Source organism: Nitratireductor basaltis (genome assembly GCF_000733725.1).
In the GTDB taxonomy this organism is placed as follows: domain Bacteria; phylum Pseudomonadota; class Alphaproteobacteria; order Rhizobiales; family Rhizobiaceae; genus Chelativorans; species Chelativorans basaltis.
Genome location: NZ_JMQM01000001.1, coordinates 829,090 through 848,270, shown reverse-complemented (window position 1 = coordinate 848,270; position 19,181 = coordinate 829,090). Strand labels below are relative to the sequence as shown.

General features: G+C 59.5%; 20 protein-coding genes. 12 read left to right on the top strand and 8 right to left on the bottom strand.

Annotated elements, in window-relative coordinates; all coding sequences use genetic code 11:
• Nucleotide 1 precedes the first annotated feature (1 nt).
• Nucleotides 2-922: a lipid A biosynthesis lauroyl acyltransferase gene (locus EL18_RS04015; protein ID WP_036480015.1), complete on the top strand. Its 921-nt coding sequence runs from the start codon at nucleotides 2-4 to the stop codon at nucleotides 920-922.
• 2 nt (nucleotides 923-924) lie between these two features.
• On the opposite strand, the gene EL18_RS04010 is transcribed toward EL18_RS04015, so the two are convergent.
• The gene (locus EL18_RS04010; RefSeq protein WP_244444574.1) at nucleotides 925-1,305 is read right to left on the bottom strand and encodes a L,D-transpeptidase; all 381 of its coding nucleotides are present in this window, start codon (nucleotides 1,303-1,305) and stop codon (nucleotides 925-927) included.
• Nucleotides 1,306-1,571: 266 nt separating this feature from the next.
• Between EL18_RS04010 and EL18_RS04005 the strand changes: the two genes are divergently transcribed.
• From EL18_RS04005 to EL18_RS03985, 5 genes are all read left to right on the top strand, one after another.
• Entirely contained in the window at nucleotides 1,572-2,849 is a 1,278-nt protein-coding gene (locus EL18_RS04005) for an acetylornithine deacetylase/succinyl-diaminopimelate desuccinylase family protein (RefSeq protein ID WP_036483940.1), read from the top strand.
• Nucleotides 2,850-2,997: 148 nt separating this feature from the next.
• Nucleotides 2,998-4,458: an ABC transporter substrate-binding protein gene (locus EL18_RS04000; RefSeq protein WP_425277146.1), complete on the top strand. Its 1,461-nt coding sequence runs from the start codon at nucleotides 2,998-3,000 to the stop codon at nucleotides 4,456-4,458.
• A 16-nt stretch (nucleotides 4,459-4,474) separates the two neighbouring features.
• Nucleotides 4,475-5,419 carry an ABC transporter permease gene (locus EL18_RS03995; RefSeq protein ID WP_036480009.1) on the top strand — a complete coding sequence of 315 codons (945 nt, stop codon included), beginning with the start codon at nucleotides 4,475-4,477 and terminating at the stop codon, nucleotides 5,417-5,419.
• A complete protein-coding gene (locus tag EL18_RS03990) occupies nucleotides 5,416-6,285 on the top strand; it encodes an ABC transporter permease (protein WP_036480006.1) in 870 nt (289 codons plus the stop codon). The genes EL18_RS03995 and EL18_RS03990 overlap by 4 nt, the downstream gene beginning before the upstream one ends.
• Nucleotides 6,282-7,916, top strand: a complete 1,635-nt coding sequence (locus EL18_RS03985; RefSeq protein WP_036480004.1) for an ABC transporter ATP-binding protein — start codon at nucleotides 6,282-6,284, stop codon at nucleotides 7,914-7,916. The genes EL18_RS03990 and EL18_RS03985 overlap by 4 nt, the downstream gene beginning before the upstream one ends.
• 31 nt (nucleotides 7,917-7,947) lie before the next feature.
• Here the strand turns inward: EL18_RS03985 and EL18_RS03980 are convergent, their stop codons facing one another.
• The gene (locus tag EL18_RS03980) at nucleotides 7,948-8,352 is read right to left on the bottom strand and encodes a hypothetical protein (protein ID WP_036480002.1); all 405 of its coding nucleotides are present in this window, start codon (nucleotides 8,350-8,352) and stop codon (nucleotides 7,948-7,950) included.
• A gap of 99 nt (nucleotides 8,353-8,451) precedes the next feature.
• On the opposite strand from EL18_RS03980, the gene EL18_RS03975 reads away from it, so the two are divergent.
• The 4 genes from EL18_RS03975 (at nucleotide 8,452) to mmsB (ending at nucleotide 11,664) form a co-directional block, all read left to right on the top strand.
• Nucleotides 8,452-9,204 (top strand): TSUP family transporter, encoded by a 753-nt coding sequence (locus tag EL18_RS03975; RefSeq protein WP_036480000.1) that lies wholly within the window; start codon nucleotides 8,452-8,454, stop codon nucleotides 9,202-9,204.
• Between the two features lie 85 nt (nucleotides 9,205-9,289).
• On the top strand, nucleotides 9,290-9,457 hold the full coding sequence (locus EL18_RS18050) for a hypothetical protein (protein WP_200875498.1): 168 nt from the start codon (nucleotides 9,290-9,292) through the stop codon (nucleotides 9,455-9,457).
• Between the two features lie 126 nt (nucleotides 9,458-9,583).
• Entirely contained in the window at nucleotides 9,584-10,750 is a 1,167-nt protein-coding gene (locus tag EL18_RS03970) for an isobutyryl-CoA dehydrogenase (RefSeq protein ID WP_036479998.1), read from the top strand.
• Between the two features lie 26 nt (nucleotides 10,751-10,776).
• A complete protein-coding gene (mmsB, locus tag EL18_RS03965) occupies nucleotides 10,777-11,664 on the top strand; it encodes a 3-hydroxyisobutyrate dehydrogenase (RefSeq protein ID WP_036479996.1) in 888 nt (295 codons plus the stop codon).
• Between the two features lie 278 nt (nucleotides 11,665-11,942).
• Here the strand turns inward: mmsB and EL18_RS03960 are convergent, their stop codons facing one another.
• From EL18_RS03960 to EL18_RS03940, 5 genes are all read right to left on the bottom strand, one after another.
• Nucleotides 11,943-13,316: an aspartate aminotransferase family protein gene (locus tag EL18_RS03960; protein ID WP_036479994.1), complete on the bottom strand. Its 1,374-nt coding sequence runs from the start codon at nucleotides 13,314-13,316 to the stop codon at nucleotides 11,943-11,945.
• 222 nt (nucleotides 13,317-13,538) lie between these two features.
• On the bottom strand, nucleotides 13,539-14,009 hold the full coding sequence (locus tag EL18_RS03955; RefSeq protein WP_036479992.1) for a hypothetical protein: 471 nt from the start codon (nucleotides 14,007-14,009) through the stop codon (nucleotides 13,539-13,541).
• Nucleotides 13,976-14,296, bottom strand: coding sequence for a hypothetical protein (locus EL18_RS03950; protein ID WP_341872053.1), 321 nt, complete (start codon nucleotides 14,294-14,296; stop codon nucleotides 13,976-13,978). Before EL18_RS03950 ends, EL18_RS03955 begins: the two co-directional genes overlap by 34 nt.
• A gap of 84 nt (nucleotides 14,297-14,380) precedes the next feature.
• Nucleotides 14,381-14,851 (bottom strand): hypothetical protein, encoded by a 471-nt coding sequence (locus EL18_RS03945; protein ID WP_036479990.1) that lies wholly within the window; start codon nucleotides 14,849-14,851, stop codon nucleotides 14,381-14,383.
• A 160-nt stretch (nucleotides 14,852-15,011) separates the two neighbouring features.
• Nucleotides 15,012-15,170, bottom strand: coding sequence for an entericidin domain-containing protein (locus tag EL18_RS03940; RefSeq protein ID WP_036479988.1), 159 nt, complete (start codon nucleotides 15,168-15,170; stop codon nucleotides 15,012-15,014).
• A 141-nt stretch (nucleotides 15,171-15,311) separates the two neighbouring features.
• Between EL18_RS03940 and EL18_RS03935 the strand changes: the two genes are divergently transcribed.
• Together EL18_RS03935 and EL18_RS03930 are read left to right on the top strand one after the other, a co-directional pair.
• Nucleotides 15,312-15,947, top strand: a complete 636-nt coding sequence (locus EL18_RS03935; protein ID WP_051913752.1) for a DUF4893 domain-containing protein — start codon at nucleotides 15,312-15,314, stop codon at nucleotides 15,945-15,947.
• A gap of 36 nt (nucleotides 15,948-15,983) precedes the next feature.
• Nucleotides 15,984-16,664, top strand: a complete 681-nt coding sequence (locus EL18_RS03930; RefSeq protein WP_244444509.1) for an exopolysaccharide biosynthesis protein — start codon at nucleotides 15,984-15,986, stop codon at nucleotides 16,662-16,664.
• A gap of 4 nt (nucleotides 16,665-16,668) precedes the next feature.
• Here EL18_RS03930 and ligD read toward each other — a convergent pair whose 3' ends face one another.
• Nucleotides 16,669-19,176 carry a DNA ligase D gene (ligD, locus tag EL18_RS03925; protein ID WP_036479986.1) on the bottom strand — a complete coding sequence of 836 codons (2,508 nt, stop codon included), beginning with the start codon at nucleotides 19,174-19,176 and terminating at the stop codon, nucleotides 16,669-16,671.
• Nucleotides 19,177-19,181: the final 5 nt, after the last annotated feature.

The following is a 19,181-nucleotide window of genomic DNA, read 5'->3' as shown; positions in this document are numbered from 1 at the left end:
GATGAAACCTTTCATTGCAAAACTGTTGCGCGGGCTGAAGCAGGCGGAATACTGGGTCACCGCCCGCTTCGCGCTCACCGCGCTGTTCCTGTTGCGCCTCCTCCCCATGGAAAGTGCGATGAATTTCGCCGAGCGCGTTGCACGCAGGCTCGGCCCCCTGTTCGGCCGCCACCGCGTCGCAACATCAAATCTCCGTGCCGCCTATCCGGAAAAGTCGGACGAAGAGATCGAGGCCATCGCCTCGGATATGTGGGCGAACATGGCACGCCTGGCGGTGGAATATATCTATCTGGACCGTCTCTTCGACTACGATCCGGATGCAGCGGCAACCGGGCGGGTGGAGGTCGAGGGCGCAGAAATCTTCGAGCGCATCCGCACCGAAGGTGGCCCGCATATATTCTTCACCGCGCATCTGGGCAATTTCGAGTTCCTGCCAATTGCCGCATCTACATTCGGCCTCAGTCTGACTGCGCTCTTCCGTCCGCCGAACAATCCCTATATCGCGGATTACATCTACAAGACCCGCAGTTCCTCCATGGGCGGTCTGCTGGCCTCTCGTGCCGGTGCAGCTCTCCAGCTTGCCCGCGTACTCGAGAAAGGTGGCAATGTCGGTGCGCTGGTCGATCAGAAATTTATGCGCGGTGTACCCACGACCTTTTTCGGCCGCCCCTGCCAGACAAGCCCGCTCGTACCGAAACTTGCCCGCCAATATGAGTGCGACGTATATCCGGCCCGCTGCATCCGCTTGCCAGACGGGCGCTACCGGCTGGAGATCGAGGAACGCCTAAGACTGCCGCATCTGACCGATGGCGAAGTCGACGTACCCGCCATGGCACAGATGCTGAACGACACCGTGGAACGCTGGGTGCGCGAGGATCCCGGTCAGTGGATGTGGTTCCACAAACGCTGGCAGATCCGCTAGCCCTACCGCGTCACGACGATCCGCGTGTTGCCGGCTCCCACCTGCTTCACCAGTGAATAGAGACGCGCCGCATTGGCCGTGTGCAATCTCACGCAACCATGTGAGGCCGGACGCCCCAACCGGCTGACTGCGTTCGTCCCGTGAACGGCATAGCCGCCATGATAGAAGATCGCATAGGGCATCGGTGACATGTCATATTTTCGCGAGTACCACATGCGGTGCATCCGCTTGGGCCGCCATGTTCCTCTTGGCGTGACATAGCCTTTGCGCGCCGTCGATACCTTCCAGCGATGCAGCACCTTGCCCCGATAGGTCACGGTCATGGTCTGGCGTGACAGACTGACCTTCGCGACCAGACTGCTGCCATGGGCAAATGCCGGCATTGCACTGGCCGCCAGAACCAGGCTGCAGGCCAGCACGAATCTGATGAGCGTTTTCATGGAGCCCCCTCCTTATACGCTTCCCGATGAAGCTGATTTCCCCTCAGCATTTTTCATCTTAAGCGCGAAAACGCCGCATACGACAGTGTTTTCACCATCGTCTCGTGCATTTCACGGCAATGTGACAGAATGAAATTCTCTCAACTGGCCCAGTCTTATGTCCCAGTCAGACCTTGCATGCGAAGCACCCGCGCGGCTCAATTGCCGACATGAAAGACAAGATCACAGCCGCAATTGACGAACGCCGCCAGGACCTGATCGCACTGACCGTGGATCTGATCCGGTTCCCCACCATCAACCCTCCCGGCGAAGCCTACACGCCCTGTGCCGAATATATCGGAAAACGGCTTGGTGCTGCAGGCTTCGAGGTCGAATATGTGCGCGGGGAAGGCACCCCCGGCGACAGCGACCGCTATCCTCGCACCAATGTGGTCGCGCGATATGAAGGCAAGGGTCCCGGTCCGACCATTCACTTCAACTCACACATCGATGTGGTGGAAGCCGGCGAAGGCTGGACCATGGACCCTTTCGAGGGCGTGGTGAAAGACGACCGCGTCTATGGCCGCGGGGCCTGCGACATGAAAGGCGGACTGGCAGCTTCGATCATTGCAGCCGAAGCCTATATCGCAGCCAATCCCGATTTCCATGGGGCGATCGAGGTCTCTGGCACGGTTGACGAGGAATCGGGCGGCTATGGAGGCGTCGCCTATCTGGCTGGCAAAGGCTATTTCTCCAGGCCACGCGTGGACCACGTCATCATTCCCGAGCCGCTGAACAAGGACCGCATCTGCCTTGGTCACCGCGGTGTCTGGTGGGCGGAGATCGAGACGGAAGGCTCCATCGCCCATGGAGCCATGCCCTTTCTCGGCGATTCCGCGATCCGTCACATGGGAGCGTTCCTGGCAGAACTTGAGAAGGAGCTTTTTCCCGCCCTTGATCGCAAACAGACCCGTATGCCGGTTGTCCCGGAAGGCGCGCGCCGCTCCACGCTCAACCTGAATTCGGTGCATGGTGGCCAGACCGAGGATTTTCAGCCAGGGCTGCCCTCCCCCAATGTGGCCGACAGTTGCCGCCTGATCATCGACCGCCGCTTCCTGCTCGAGGAAGATATCTCCGAAGTGAAGGAAGAGGTCGTATCGATTCTCGAGCGACTCAAGCGTGACAGGCCGAATTTCCGTTATGCGATGCGCGACCTGATGGAAGTTCTCCCCCTCATGACCGACAAGGATGCGCCCGTACCGACGGCCATTGCGGACGCGATCCGTGAGGTCTTCGGCAAGGATCCGGAATTCGTCATCTCCCCCGGCACCTACGACCAGAAGCACATCTCGCGCCTCGGCCATCTGCACGACTGCGTGGCATATGGTCCCGGCATCCTCGATCTCGCCCATCGTCCGGACGAGTGGGTTGGCATAGAAGACATGATGGAGTCCGCAAAGGTCATGGCCATGAGCATTGACGCGCTGCTGAAACAGCCACGCAAATAACGCTGGATGCGGCTCACAATCTTTCCTGTAGAGGCATCACAAGCGATTTACTCCTGAGGGATTTCGGGTTTCTATACCGCCGATATGAGGTTCCACTCAGACGATAGGAATTCGGGGAGGTAACGCGGTGAAACTGATCGCAAAACTGATGGGTGCTGCTGCCGTTCTGGCAGTGAGCATGAATGCGGCCATGAGCGCGCGCACGGATCTCGTCGTTGGCGTGGTGCTTGAACCGCCTCATCTTGACCCCACGGCCGGTGCGGCCGCTGCCATCGATGAGATCGTCTACGCAAATCTTTTCGAAGGGCTGACCCGCATAGGCCCGAACGGCGAAGTACAGCCGGCGCTGGCGGCGAACTGGACCGTATCCGGAGACGGCAAGAGCTACACCTTCAAGCTGCGCGAAAACGTGAAGTTCCACGACGGCACCCAGCTTGATGCCGAAGATGTGAAGTTCAGCCTGGAACGCGCAATGGCCGAAAGCTCCACCAATGCGCAAAAGGGGCTGTTCGAGGCTATCCAGTCCATTGAAACCATCGACCCGGCCACCGTCACGGTCAATCTCAAACACCCCCAGGGCTCCTTCCTCTACAATATGGGATGGGGTGATGCCGTGATCGTCGCACCCGAATCGGCTGAGACCAACAAGGAGAAGCCAATCGGAACAGGCCCCTTCAAGTTCGGGAACTGGGCCAAGGGCTCCTCGGTCACCCTCACCCGATTTGATGACTATTGGGGCGATGATGTCGCTCTCGAAGAGGTCGAGTTCCGTTTCATCCCGGACGCGGCAGCCGCTGTGCCGGCCCTCCTGTCCGGCGATGTGCACGCCTTCCCCAATGCTCAGGTCGGAGACGCTTTGGGTCAGATCCAGGCCGATCCGCGCTTCGAGGTCGTGATCGGTGCAACCGAGGGAGAAACGATCCTCGCCATGAACAATGGCAAGGAGCCCTTCAGCAATCTGAAGGTCAGACAGGCAATTTCGCACGCGCTCAATCGCGACGAGATCATTCTGGGAGCGTCTTCCGGCAACGGCGTTCCGATCGGCAGCCATTTCTCGCCGGCCAACGACGCCTTTGTGGACCTGACCGACCTCTACCCCCATGACACCGAAAAGGCCAAAGAACTTCTGGCCGAAGCAGGCTATGAGGACGGCTTCAAGGCCACGCTCAAGCTTCCACCACCCGCCTATGCCCGCCAGGGGGGCGAGATCATCGCGTCGCAGCTGCGCGAGATCGGCATCGACCTGGAGATCATCCCGGTCGAGTGGGCGCAGTGGTTGGAGCAGGTCTTCACAAACAAGGACTACGATTTGACGATCGTCTCCCACACCGAGCCGAACGACATCAACATCTATGCGCGCGACGACTACTATTTTGCCTATGACAACGAAGCATTCGATGCTGTGATTGAAGAACTTGATCAGACGGCAGATCCTGAAAAGCGCAAGGAACTCTACGCCCAGGCCCAGCGCATCATTGCCGATGATGCCGTCAATGGCTTTCTCTTCCAGCTGCCGAAGACTGGCGTCTGGGATGCCAAGCTCAACGGCATGTGGGAGAACCAGCCCATCCAGGCAAATGATGTGACCGGCGTTTCCTGGGAAGATTGACGGGTAGCCCGAAGCGTTGAGTGCCTATATCGCAAAGCGCGCACTGACAGGGTTTGCCACATTGATTGTGGCATCCCTTGTTGTTTTCGCGGTGCTGGAGATACTGCCCGGTGATCCGGCGCGCATCATGCTCGGCATGAACGCTTCGCCTGAGGCCCTTGCAGCCTTGCGAGATGAGATGGGTCTCAACCAGCCGCTCGTGACGCGCTATTTCGACTGGATTTCCGGAATGGCAGTGGGTGACCTTGGCCGCTCATACACCTATTCCACACCTGTCAGCGAACTGATTGCGGAACGTCTGGAAGTATCCCTGCCGCTGGCGCTTCTGGCGCTCGCTCTCTCCACCCTGATCGCCATTCCGGTCGGCGTCTTCGCCGCTTCCCGGCGCGGCCAGGCGGCGGATACGGTTTCGATGGGATTGGCGCAGATCGGCGTGGCCATACCCAATTTCTGGTTCGCCCTGCTGCTGGTCTACGTCTTCGCGGTCGGTCTTCGGCTGGTACCAGCCGGGGGCTTTCCCGGATGGGACAGCGGCTGGCAGGCCATGAAGGCACTTCTTCTGCCGGCAGTCTCGCTGGCTCTCCCCCAGGCTGCAATCCTCGCGCGCGTCACACGTTCGGCCATGCTTGAAGTGCTCGGCGAAGATTATATTCGCACCGCTCGCGCCAAGGGACTGCCTCGCAGGACCGTTCTCTGGAAGCACGCATTGCAAAACGCCCTCATCCCCGTTTTGACAATTCTTGGTCTGCAATTCGCGTTTCTGCTGGCCGGCACGATCATCATCGAGAATGTCTTCTACCTTCCAGGCCTCGGTCGCCTCGTCTTTCAAGCCATCAGCCAGCGCGATCTGATCGTGGTGGAAGGCGTCGTCATGCTGCTCGTCGCCGCGGTCATACTCGTCAATCTGCTCGTGGATCTCCTCTACGCCGCAGCCGATCCACGACTGAGGACGTCCCGTTGAGCATAGATCCCGTCTTCGAAGCGTCCGGCGAGCGGCATATATTGCGTCAGGCCCTTACCAACCGCTCCTTCCTCATTGGACTGACGATCACTGCCGTTATCGCGCTGATGGCACTGATATCCCTGTTCTGGACACCCTATGACATTACCAGGCTTGAGGTGGCACAGCGCCTGAAAGGCCTTTCGCTGGAACATCCCTTTGGCACCGATCATCTGGGCCGCGACATTCTCTCGATGATCATGGTTGGCGCCCGCAATTCCATCGCAGTGGCATTCGTGGCGGTCGGCATCGGAGCGGGCATCGGTGTGCCGCTTGGCGCCTGGGCGGCAGCACAACGCGGCTGGGCAGATGAAGCGCTGATGCGGCTCAACGACCTGGTCTTCGCCTTCCCTGCCCTGCTCTCGGCAATCATGATCACGGCCATCTTCGGTCCCGGCGCCATCAACGCCATCATAGCGATCGGCATCTTCAACATTCCTGTGTTCGCACGTGTTGCGCGAGCAGGTGCGCTGGCCATCTGGCCGCGTGAATACATCCTCGCAGCACGTGCGTCGGGCAAGGGCAAATTCCTGATTTCGACCGAACACATTCTGCCAAACATTGCGTCCGTTCTTCTGGTTCAGGGCACCATACAGTTCGCGCTGGGCATTCTTGCGGAGGCGGGTCTGTCATATCTCGGCCTTGGAGCCCAGCCACCAATGCCGTCCTGGGGCCGCATGTTGTTCGATGCACAGACCCGTCTGGTCGTGGCTCCGCATCTGGCGCTCTTCCCAGGGCTCGCCATCGTCATCACCGTGCTCGGCCTCAACCTGCTCGGCGACGGCCTGCGCGACGTGCTCGATCCAAGGGTGAGGCGGGAGCGATGAGCCTTCTCGAGATCGAAAACCTGTCACTTTCAATCGGCAGTACGCCAATACTGAAGGACATCGATCTGCATCTCGAACAGGGCGAGGTGCTGGGCCTTGTCGGCGAATCGGGATCGGGCAAGTCCATGACGGCGCTGACCTTGATGCAGTTGCTGCCCGCACGCTCGAAAGCCGCCGGACGCCTGGAATTCGACGGAATCGACATCCTGAACGCGCCCGAAGCAGCCATGTGCCGACTGCGCGGTGATGATCTCGGCATGGTCTTCCAGGAGCCCATGACCGCACTCAATCCCGTGAAGACCATCGGCGAGCAGGTGGCCGAGGGCATTCGCTGGCACACGGGCGCGAATCGCACCGATGCGGAAATCCGTGCACGCAGGATGCTCGAGCGTGTAGGGCTGCCAGAGACGAAGTTCCCCCTCACCCGCTATCCGCATGAATTGTCCGGCGGTCAGCGCCAACGCGTGGTCATCGCCATCGCGTGCGCTCTCAATCCGAAGCTTCTGATCGCTGACGAGCCCACCACTGCGCTCGACGTGGTTCTGCAGGCACAGATCCTCGACCTGCTGCGCGATCTGGTCGAAGAAAACAGAATGGGCCTCCTCCTTATCAGCCACGATCTGGCGGTGGTGGCGCAGATGGCGGATCGCATCACCATCATGCGCCACGGTGAAGTGATGGAATCCGGCGAGACTGCGAAAACGCTGCTCGAGCAGCAACATCCCTATACGCGCCAGCTTGCGGAAGCTTCCACACATGTGCCGGCCAAGGCACGGCATATGGAAACGAAGGGTGCTTCAGCGCCGCTTCTCGATGTGGAAAATGTGGTGCGGGACTACAGGCTGCGCCGCAGGAGTATCTTCGCCCCGCCAGGATCATTCCGCGCTGTTGACGGCGTTTCGTTCTCACTGAAGCCTGGCGAAACGACCGCCCTTGTGGGACGCTCCGGCTGTGGGAAGTCCACGCTCGCGCGCATGGTTCTGGCACTCGACCGTCCGACCTCCGGCTCTATCCTGTTCAATGGCCAGCAGCTGGAAAACGCGGATGACGCTGACCTTCGCGCAGCCCGGCGCAACATGCAGGTCGTGTTTCAGGATCCCTACGGCTCGTTCAACCCGCGTCACACGATAGAGCGGTTGGTTGCTGAACCCCTGCACCTCGCCGATGAGAAACCGTCACGTGAGGAGAGACGCCAACGCGTGGCGGAAGCCCTCGACAATGTCGGCCTCCCCAGCTCGGCAATGGACCGGTACCCGCACGAATTTTCCGGTGGCCAGCGCCAGCGCATTTCCATTGCGCGCGCGATCATCATGCGCCCGAAGCTCATCATCGCAGACGAGCCTGTCTCGGCACTTGATGTCTCTATTCGCGCTCAAATCCTCGACCTGTTCGCCGAACTCAACGCGACCATGGGTCTTGCCTGCCTGTTCATCACGCATGATCTGACGGTTGCACGCGCTCTCACCGACACGGTCATGGTCATGCATGAGGGCAGGATTGTGGAACGCGGGAAGACGGGTGCGGTGTTCGATGACCCGCAGACAGAACCGGCGCAAGCACTGGTCGAGGCTGCACCCGATCTGGAACGGGCACTGGCGCGCCGCCAGCGGTTGATGCAGCCCCGTCACTGAAGCTGCATGCGTCTGCACTGTCGTATCGAAGTCAGGCGCGTGGCCCGGCAAAATCGCTTTCGCTTATATCCAGGAGAACAGCAAGCCTGCTGGCCATGCGCGGCAGATGGGGTCGCAGGCCCGGCTCACGCTTTGCAGCAGCAAGAACCACGCCCGCAAGCCCGGCACGATGTTCTGGCGGTTGAGCCTGGAGAGCAGCCGAAGCACGCGAGGACCCGCTCGACCCGAAGGACATCAGCTTCGGCATGAGACTGCTGATCATCGTCTCATCCATCTCGAAACTAGCGCGGGCGACATTTTCCAGCATCTGCCTGGTACGACCGTCAGCAGGCCCCTCGCTCAAGACGAGACGCAAGAGCAGCATGACATCGCTGGCATGGTCGGCAGCAGCAGGAATGGGCTGCGGCTTTTCTTCCACAACGGTTTCCACGGGCATGAACGCGCCCCTCTTCAAGATCACCACGCCAGATGCGCCTTGCGACTCAGGGCGTGTTGTGATGCAAACGCACTACTTTAGGTCAGGTAATATAGCCAAATGTTTGACATTGCCACCGAAACCGTCCTGCTGCTTGCTTTGGCAGCCTTTTTTGCCGGTTTCGTCGATGCAATCGCTGGTGGCGGTGGTCTCATCACGGTGCCTATGCTCATGCTTGCCGGCTACACTCCGGTAGAGGCGCTGGGGACCAACAAGCTCCAGGGCATCTTCGGCTCCGGATCTTCTGTTATCTCCTACGCATCCAAGGGGCATGTTGAACTTAAGACGCAATTGCCCTGGGCACTGTTGTCATTTCTGGCCGCCATTGGCGGTGCGCTTCTGGCCACCATCATCCCTGGCGAATGGCTTCGCGCCGCCTTGCCCGTCCTGCTCGTTCTCATCGCGCTCTACTTCGCCTTCAAACCCAATCTGGACGACGTCGATCGCGCGCGACGCATCTCGCCTGCCCTCTTCGGTTTCACGCTCGTCCCGCTGATCGGCTTCTATGACGGCGCCTTTGGGCCTGGAACGGGCTCCTTCTTCATGCTTTCGTTCGTTGCCTTTGCCGGCTACGGCGTTTTGAAGGCGACGGCCCATACGAAGTTGCTCAATTTCGCCTCCAATGTCGGCGGCTTTGCTGCTTTTGTAGCTGTGGGTGCAGTTGCCTGGAAAATCGGCCTGCTCATGGGCGCATGCCAATTCCTCGGCGCGCGCTGCGGTGCCTGGCTTGCCATGCGCAACGGAGCCCGCATCATCAAGCCGCTGCTTGTGACCGTATGTGTGGCGCTCGCAGGGAAGTTGCTCGTCGACTAGTCGCCTGCGACGCTGCCTCCTATTGGCGCATAACAGTCGGTTGGTTCCACAGTGCCCGAAGACAGTTCGAGCACCAGTGGATCACATGGCCCTTACCGCAGCGAAAACGCTTTTTCTGATGAGCCTCGTCATCGCGGGCTTTGCTCTTGGAGCCTCGTTCGACATGATCCCGATCATTCCATTTCCGGAAATCTGGATCATGACTTCCGCATATATCCTGCTCGCCGTGAGCCGCCTTACCGGCGAAGGCTGATATCTGCACAACAAGCAGTCAATGCTGCAGTTTTCCGCACAGCCCATTTGTCAGCCCTCGCATTGCGCGCGACCGCCAAAGGAATAGACTGACCTCCACGACAGCCATCTATTTCGGGAGGTAGCGATGGATGCCGCCGTGGACGCCATGGGCGAACAGTTCGCGCTGAACGCGGATCAGCGTGCCATCCAGGACATGACCCGCAGTTTTGCGGCCGAGCGTGTTGCACCCTTCGCGCTGGAGTGGGACCAGACGGCGCATTTTCCCATTGATGTCATCAAGGAAACGGGCCCGCTCGGCTTCGGGGGCATCTATGTGCGCGATGATGTTGGCGGCTCCGCTCTCGGTCGGCTCGATGCCGTGCTGATCTTCGAAGCCTTGTCTGCCGCTTGCCCCGGCTTCTCCTCATTCATCTCCATCCACAACATGGCAGCATGGATGATCGACAGTTTTGGCAATGAGGAGCAGCGCCAGCGCTTCCTGCCGAAACTGACATCGATGGAATGGCTGGCAAGCTACTGTCTGACGGAGCCAGGCTCAGGCTCCGACGCCGCAGCGCTTTCCACGCGCGCCGTGCGCGACGGCGATGAATATGTGCTCAATGGTTCGAAACAGTTCATTTCTGGCGCGGGTTCGACCGATCTCTATGTCACCATGGTCAGGACCGGTGAAGACGGTCCCAAGGGCGTTTCGACCCTGATCATCCCAAAAGATGCACCGGGCCTGTCTTTCGGGCCTGCGGAAAAGAAGATGGGCTGGCACATGCAGCCGACCCGTCAGGTCATTTTCGAGGACTGCCGCGTTCCGGCGGAAAACCTGCTTTCCGACGAAGGGCGCGGCTTTTCCATCGCGATGGCCGGTCTTGACGGTGGTAGGCTCAACATTGCCGCCTGCTCTCTCGGCGGCGCTCAAGCTGCAATCGACAAGGCTCTGGAATATACGGGCGAACGCAAGGCTTTCGGCCAACCGATAAACCGCTTCCAGGGCCTCCAGTTCAAGTTGGCCGACATGGAAACCAACCTCAATGCGTGCCGGATGATGCTCTACACGGCCGCAAGCAGGCTGGATGCGAAGGCCCATGACGCCTCCAAGTGGTCCGCAATGGCCAAGCGCTTCGTCACCGATACCTGCTTCGACATCGCCAATGATGCGCTGCAGCTTCACGGCGGCTACGGCTATTTGCACGAATACGGCATGGAGAAACTGGTGCGCGATCTGCGTGTCCACCAGATCCTCGAAGGCACGAACGAGATAATGCGGGTTATCATCGCGCGCCACATGATCGGCCGCTGAACCGACAAAAACAGGGGGAACAGGCGATGACGGTTGTCGCATTCATTGGCCTTGGCAATATGGGCGGACCCATGGCGGCCAATCTCGTCAAGGCGGGACATGAAGTCCGCGGATTTGACCTGGTGGCGGAGAATCTGAAGCGTGCTGAAGCCAATGGCGTGATGGCCGCGGCAAGTGCTGCCGATGCCATCGAGGGTGCCGCCTGCATCATAACCATGCTGCCGGCTGGCAAGCATGTGCTGTCGGTTTACGAGGAACTGAGCAAAAAGGCAGATGTCGGAACTCTCTTCATCGATTCCTCCACGATCGATGTCCAGTCGGCGCGCAAGGCACATGAATTGGCAGAGGCCAGCGGCCACCTCTCCATAGATGCACCGGTCTCCGGTGGCGTGGGTGGCGCAGAGGCCGGGACACTCACCTTCATGGCCGGCGGAACGACCGATGCATTCGGGAAGGCAGAACCACTGCTTCAGCCCATGGCCGGAAAGATCGTTCACTGCGGCGATGCCGGTGCCGGTCAGGCGGCCAAGATCTGCAACAACATGATCCTGGGGATTTCGATGATCGGCGTTGGCGAGGCATTTGTGCTTGCCGAAAAGCTCGGTCTCTCGCACCAGGCTTTGTTCGACGTTGCCTCGACGTCATCGGGACAGTGCTGGTCGTTGACGACCTATTGCCCGGTGCCAGGCCCCGTTCCCAACTCCCCGGCAAATCGCGATTACAAGCCGGGTTTCGCCGCCAGTCTGATGCTCAAGGATCTGCGCCTTGCCCAACAGGCCGCTCAGGAGGCAGGCGCCGCAACCCCGCTTGGAGCGGAAGCAGCACAACTTTACAGTCTGTTTGAAGCCTTGGGGAATGGCGGAAAAGACTTCTCCGGCATCATCGAATTTCTGCGTGGCAAGACCAACCGGTAGGAGAAGCTTTCTGCTTTCAAGCGCGGCGCATTGAGCAATAAAATCGGCCAGTTAAGGATTGCGAAAGCACTTGCTAACCTCCCGGTAACGATGTCCGCGTAAAACGGATTGCGAGGCGGTTGTTGCGGCCTCCAGCGCTCCGGAAAAGGTCTCGCGTACCGGAGACAGGGCCTTCTGCAAGTGTTTGAGTATCGTAGGCAGGCCACAAAGTTCTTTGCGTACTACCGCGTCTCTCCGGATGGAGAGCGCGGTGAACGCGCCCTCCCTTCCCCGAAGACCTAGCTCAGCTTTTCCTGCGCCTTGTCGAGCGCCTTCAAGATGCGTTCGCAGCACATGTCGATGGTCTCCCGCGTCCAGATGAGCGGCGGTGACAGGATCATCGTATCGCCAACAGCGCGCAGCATCAGATTCTCCGAGATGGCAGCATCGCGCACGGCGACACCTGCCGCACCGCCACCCGCAAAACGCTCACGCGTGCCCTTGTCCTTCACGATCTCGATGGCGCCCATCAGCCCGAAGCTGCGGACCTCTCCAACAAGTGCATGGGGCGCTATCTTCTCGGAAAGCGCATTCGCGAAATATGGTCCGGTTTCCTCGCGCACCCGCTCGACCAGACCTTCCTTCTCGATGATCTCGATATTCTTCAGAGCCACCGCACAAGCCACCGGATGTCCGGAATAGGTGTATCCGTGGAAGAATTCACCACCCTTTTCCACAAGCGTATTTGCAATGCGGTCCCCGACCAGAAGTGCCGAAAGCGGCTGATAGCCCGAGGTCAGAGCCTTCGCGGTGGTGATCGTGTCGGGCTTGAGGCCCAGCCGCTGCGCCGCGAACCACTCGCCGGTGCGCCCATAGCCGGTGATCACCTCGTCCAGCATGAGAAGAACGTCGTATTTCTTGCAGATGCGGTCGATCTCCGGCCAATAGCTTTCCGGCGGGATTTTCACGCCACCGGCCCCCATGACCGGTTCGCCGATGAATGCTGCAACCTTCTCAGGCCCGGCCGCCAGAATGGCATCTTCGACAGCCTTTGCCGCGCGGACCCCGAAATCGTGATCGCTCTCGCCCTCTTCTTTCAGCTCGAAGGCATAGGGCGGCATCACATGCTCGATATTCGGCACCGCACCGCCAAGCTGTCCATGCATGGCCTCCATGCCGCCAAGCGACGTGCCTGCGACCGTAGAACCGTGATAGGCCTGCTTGCGCGAAATGATCACGTTCTTTTCAGGCTTGCCCTCAAGCGCCCAGTAGTGGCGTACGAGGCGCAGCGCGGTATCATTGCTCTCGGACCCGGATGAACCGTAGAAGACCTGGTTCACATTGTCGGGTGCAAGCTGGGCCAGCTTCTGAGCAAGCAGTACGGGCGCCGGCGTGGAGCAGCGGAAGAAGGAATTGTAGTAAGGCAATTCCTTCATCTGCTCATAGGCGACCTCGGCAAGCTCGTCGCGGCCATAGCCGATATTCACGCACCACAGGCCCGCCATGCCATCGAGGATCTCGTTGTCTTCGGTGTCATAGACGAAGGCGCCCTTGGCATGCGTGACGATCCGTGTTCCCGCGTCACGCAGGTCCTTGTGATCGGTAAAGGGATGAAGGTGATGCGCGGCATCAATATCCTGAAGCTGCTTCAGGGAAAAGTTCTGATAAGTCATAGGCTTGGAATCTCCTCTTGAATCAAGTCGGCAAGCGCCGAGGCTGGTTCAAGAAGAGTGCGGCGGTGAATAGCCGATCCGCGCGCAAAGCCGCAAGAGCTCCGCATGCAAGGTGCGGGGCGATGGTGTCGAAGCCGCGCCGCTGGAAAACTGAATCTGTCTCATGGCAGCCATGTAAGCGCAGTGCCCATGGCTTCGCAAGACCAGCCTCCGGCAGGTCGGCTATCTCCGTCCCTCGTTCGTCCAGCCATCATCCTGTGCCCATTCCGGATTGTCCGTCGCCGCTGTTCCAAGCCTCGGATCCAGCCCGCGTTTGAGCATTTTCACCTCAAGCTGGAGACGCTCCAGTTCCAGTTGGTACAGCTTGTCGCAGTTGAGCCTTCGCGGCCGCTGCCCGAGCGGAACGACCACGCGCCCGTAGGCAGAGAGCGTGTTGCTACCGCTGTCGTCCAGCCCACCCCCGATCACGCCGGAATCTACATACGCGCCCGATGCGGCAACGGAGGATCGGCATGAGGTGCCGTCCGCCGCGCGCACCTCGTCATAGCCATTGGGTACCACGACCCCGGGCAGTGTGATCCCTGTCTGATTCTGGTTGATAATATATTGCTGCTCCGCCTGAGATGGAGCAACAAAACCGGATATGATGATGAGTGCAGCTATTGCACCCTGCGTGCCATGAAACGTCCGCATATCTGGGCCCTGATCCGTGTTGTTGCCTTGGGATATGGAATGCTTTCGGCGCATATACGCACGCGCCGGTTCCTGGTACCTTCGAACGGGACGATCACCAGAACTCTCCGGGTAGCGCCCCCAGCCAGACCGATACGACTGTCCGACACCCTCGCCCTTATGGGGCGAAATTTTTCGTCATAGACCCTGATCGCCACCTCGATGCGATGGCGATAGGGGTTGTGCGGCGCCACGCGCACAGCAAACTCGTCGGCATAGCTCGTGATCTCGCCGCGCATGGGTGTCATCGCTTGTCCCTGCACCTCTGCAGTCAGGTAGAGCAAGCCGATACACATCAGGCCTATATTTGCAGAACCCCGCCACATCACGCGCTACTCACAGGTGATCGTGACGTCTGCGACATAATTGCCGGCGGGAAAGGCACCACTCGCTTTCGTCGCTGTCAGATCCACGTCGACATTTGTCAGACCAAGGCCCAGCTGCGTGGCAACACCGCCCGCGACATCCGTGACCGAAGTCACGCCATTGGTACTGTAGGTGGAAGCGAAGGTAACATCGTCGCCGCCCCCGGCAGGAGCGCTGGTAAAGGCGACGGGTGCGGTTGTTGAAAGAGAGAATGTGGGGGCGGTTGCCACCACGGATGCAGTTCCTGCAATACCGCCGACATTCTTCGAGCTTATCTGCGAGTAGCTGGCATCAGCTGCAAGCGTGCCGGGCGTGCCGATCGTGATCAGGCAGGAAGGCAGAACGGTGCCGTTGAAGGTAACAGTTCCTTCCGCCGCAAAACTACGCCCTGACAATAGCAGAGCAATGGATGCGAAAATCAGTAGCCCTTGTCTCATCGCGAGTTCCTGTTGTTGTAGCCCCCGCGATTTTTCTACCACTGATTACAGCGCCAATCAGGTTAAAACCATTTTAAATTGCATCGAATGCATTTACACAACCTAAAACGGGCCGCCGAAGTGATCGGCGGCCCGCAAATGGCGGTCAGAGCAAGATGGTTTATCTTGCGGCCTGGGCCACGTTCTGACCAGCGTTCTGCGTCGCGTCTACGGCATTGGCGGTATCCTGCCCCACGCCACGGATGGTGTTGGAGCAGCCCGCGATGAGGCCCAGACTGCCGAGCACGACTATGATCTGTGAGAAAGTGCGAAGTTTCATGTTCGAAATCCCTCAGTTGCTGCGTTTCTGAAACGCACAGACGGGGGAAAAGGTTCGATCCGCGTCACTACAGGAACAACGACACAATCTCGCAGCAATAGCTCTCTAGGAGCAGATGGATTGAAATTTCCGAGGTTTCAGATGCGCATTCCTTTCCTGGTGGCGGTCGCCACCCTCTCGCTTACGGTTGCAGCTCAGGGTCAATCCCCGGTCAGCCAGACGCTGACGCAGTCAAAGCTGGAACACGAGATCAGCGATATCGGCAAAGGTTCGATGCTGGGGCAAGTCACATACCGGGATGCAGCGCGACTCGACGGTCACGAATGGATCAAGGCGAAGGCGCTGGAAATGGCCAAGACGACCGATAGGGCCGACGAGTTCGAGCAAGTGACAACCATCCTCGACCTGAAGCGCATTGCAATCGCCGAAGCGGATATTTCAGGCGAGTGGCAGTGCAGGACAATCAAGCTCGGCGGTCCCGCTCCGCTGGTGATCTATGACTGGTTTGACTGCGAGATAAGCGGCGACGAATGGCGCCTTGAAAAGACCTCCGGCTCGCAACGGACCGCTGGGCGTTTCTACACGCTTGGTGAGGACAAACTTGCATATCTCGGCAGCTACCATGTTGCGGGCGATCCCGCCCCCGATTATGGAAGTGGGCCGGAAAGTGATCAGGCTGGCTTTGCCTTCATGAGCGCGGCAGATCACTGGTGGATCGAGTTTCCGGCACCTTATCGGGAGTCGCTCCTTGATATATTGGAGTTTCGTCGGCAGTGACATCTGCTAAGCCTGTCATGAAGGTTTAACCCGAGAATGGACAATATGCCGGCGCAGGAAAGCCTGCGCGCGCAGGCGGAGGAAACGAGTTTGGACATGGTCTCGGGCACGACGGCTCAAGCGGACGCTCCGCGCCGGTTGTCCCGTATATTCGAAGAACTCGCGGACAAGGCCGAAGGCACAGTCACGGTCGAACAGTTGCGCGACGCTCTTGGCGACCGCAGCTTTGCCACGCTGCTTGTGCTGTTTTCCTGCCTCAACATGCTGCCCTTGCCGCCCGGCAGCACCTTGATTCTCGGCATCCCCCTATTGCTTCTATGCGTGCAGATGGTGGCTGGGAGCCGTACCGTCTGGCTTCCGCAATTCGTGCTACGGAAATCGATCAGCGCGGATAAGTTTCGCAATCTCACGGTCAGGATGCTGCCGCGGTTGAAGTGGATCGAACGGCTGATACGCCCTCGCTACTGGCCATTCGCGCGCAATCATGCGGACCGTATCATCGGCACGATTGCATTGGTCCTGGCGATCGCCGTCACCTTGCCCATTCCGTTCGGAAACTGGTTTCCCGCATTTTCATGCGCTTTGGTGGGCCTTGCTCTGTCGGAGCGCGACGGCATCCTGCTTGCGGTGGCAGTGACCAGCGGCTTGCTGTCCCTTGCGGTGATCGGCTTCGTGATCGGCGCGGCCAGCGTTCTTGCAGCCGCGCTGTTCCACTGACATCTCAATCTTCCGCTACGGCCTTGCGCATTGCCGCGGTGATGGACTGCCGCCATGAAGAAATCCCGGCCCAAGGGTCCGGCTGTTTCAGGCGCTCAGCCATGTCGGCGATCCCGAATCCATTGGCACGCTCAAGCCCTTCAAGCTCTTTCCAGCTGACCGGGGTGGCGATGGGACAGCCCTCCCGCGATCGCGCGGAATAGGGAGCAATGGCGGTCGCACCGCGTTCATTGCGCAGCCAATCGATGAAGATGCGCCCCTTGCGACGCGCTTTGGAGGCTTCAGCGAGATAGCGCTCCCTGTCCTGGGCAGAAAGCCATTTGGCGAAACCGCGCGCAAACTCCTTCACCTCCGGCCATTCAGCGCGGCGTTCAAGGGGCGCAATCACGTGGATACCCTTGCCGCCGGTAACCATCGCAACGGTCTTCAGGCCAAGCGCCTTCAGCCGATCCCGAACATCGAAAGCCGCGTCACGTATATTGCTGAAGTCCAGGCCTTCATCGGGATCGAGGTCGAAGACAAGACGGTCGGGTTTTTCAAGACGGTCCGTTTTCGAGCCCCATATGTGAAACTCCAGACTGCCCATCTGCACACCCGCCACCAGGGCGGAAAGATCGTCCGCATAAAGATACTCGGCCTTCTCCCCATCCTTCTCCTCGATCATCATGCGCTTGAAGGCTTCCGGAAAGCCCTTGCCCCCATGCTTCTGGAAAAAGCACTGGCCGGTCCTGCCATCGGGACAACGCACGAGGCTCAACAGACGGTTTCCAATCAGAGGCAACATCCGGTCTGCCACCCGCTCATAATGTGCGGCAAGATCGGCCTTGGTCACCCCTTGGGCGGGGAACAGCACCTTGTCAGCACTCGATAGCTTGATCCCGGCGATTTCCGTTCGCCCTTCATGCTCCATGGCTGCGCCCTCGCCTTCTGTTGCAGTTTCGATCGAGACTGCCTTGGCATCCTTGTCCTGCCGAAGCCCCTTGAATGCTCCATGGCGCACCATGCCATCGGCAGTGAATTCCGCGAACTCTATCTCCGCCACGAGATCCGGGGTGATGAAATGCGCGCCTTTGGCCGCGGCTTTAGGCATTCCGTGAAATGGCGATGTCTTGCGTTTCCGCCTTGCGAAGAGACCGGCCAGATCTTCCATGACATCCTCGTTGAAGCCTGTGCCGACCCGACCGCGATAAACGAGCCTATCACCTTCATATGCACCCAAAAGCAGCGAAGCGAAGGGACGGCCCTTTTTGTCGCTCGCCGAAAATCCGCCAATCACCAGCTCCTGCCGCCTGGAGCATTTGACCTTCAGCCAGCTCCTGTTCCGTCCCGACCGGTAGGGTGCATCCGCCCGCTTCGCGATTATGCCCTCATGTCCACCAGCGCACAGCTTCTCCAGAACGGTGGCCGCGTGCCCGCGAATGTCTGTCGACAGGGCCAGCGGCGGCTTTGCGTGCTTCATCAGCGCGGCCAGCCGCTCCTTTCGCTCCGTCAGCGGTCTGTCGGTCACGTCAGCCCCGTCGATCTGCAGGAGGTCGAATACGAAGCATGACATGTCGCCACCCGCCTTGATCGCGGCCTGAAGACTTGAGAAATCCGTTCGACCGCTCGAATAGGCCACGATCTCTCCGTCGAGCAGTGTGCCCGAAGTGGGAAGACGTGCTGCGGCTTCGGCAATGTGCCTGAACTTGTCGGTCCAGTCCTTGCCATTGCGGGTAAATACTTTCGCCCCACCCTTTCCGATGGCAATCAGCGCGCGGTAGCCGTCATATTTCATCTCGGCCAGCCACTCGTCGCCCTCCGGCGGATCTTGCTCCAGCGTGGCAAGCTGCGGCTCCCGCCAACGCGGGATCGGACGCGACTTTCCCGACAGCTCCGGTTTGCCTGAAGCTTGCTCCTCCTGCTTTTCCTCCTCACGCCACTCGGATCCGGACTTTGCAATCGCCGCCATGGTTCGTCCGCTGGCGACACTCTTGGTATGCTTCTTCAGAACATCGCCGCGTCGGCTCGCAGTTTCATCATCAGCCTTGATGAGCAGCCAGTTTTCCCGCTTCTCGCCCTTGCGTGACCGCATTCTCACCAGCGAAAAGGTGCCGGTCAGGCGTTGACCCTTCAGGCGGAAGGTGAGCTTGCCGTCCGTGAGGCCTTTCGCCGGGTCGCTTTCAGGCTCCCACACGCCGCGGTCCCACAGCATGACCGTTCCCCCGCCATATTCCTTTTCCGGGATCGTGCCTTCGAAACCGCCATAGCTTAGCGGGTGATCTTCCGTACGCACGGCCAACCTCTTCTCGGACGGATCGAGGCTCGGCCCCTTGGTCACAGCCCAGCTCTTCAGCACACCTTCCCATTCGAGACGAAAATCATAGTGCAGGCGGGTGGCATCATGTTTCTGGATTACGAAAGACAGCTCCTCGCCGTCACTCCCCTTTTCCGCATGCTGAGGCTCGCGCGTGCGGGTGAAGTCGCGCTTTGCATTGTAATCCTTGAGCAGAGTGTCGGGGTCGTTGCGAGCCATGTGGT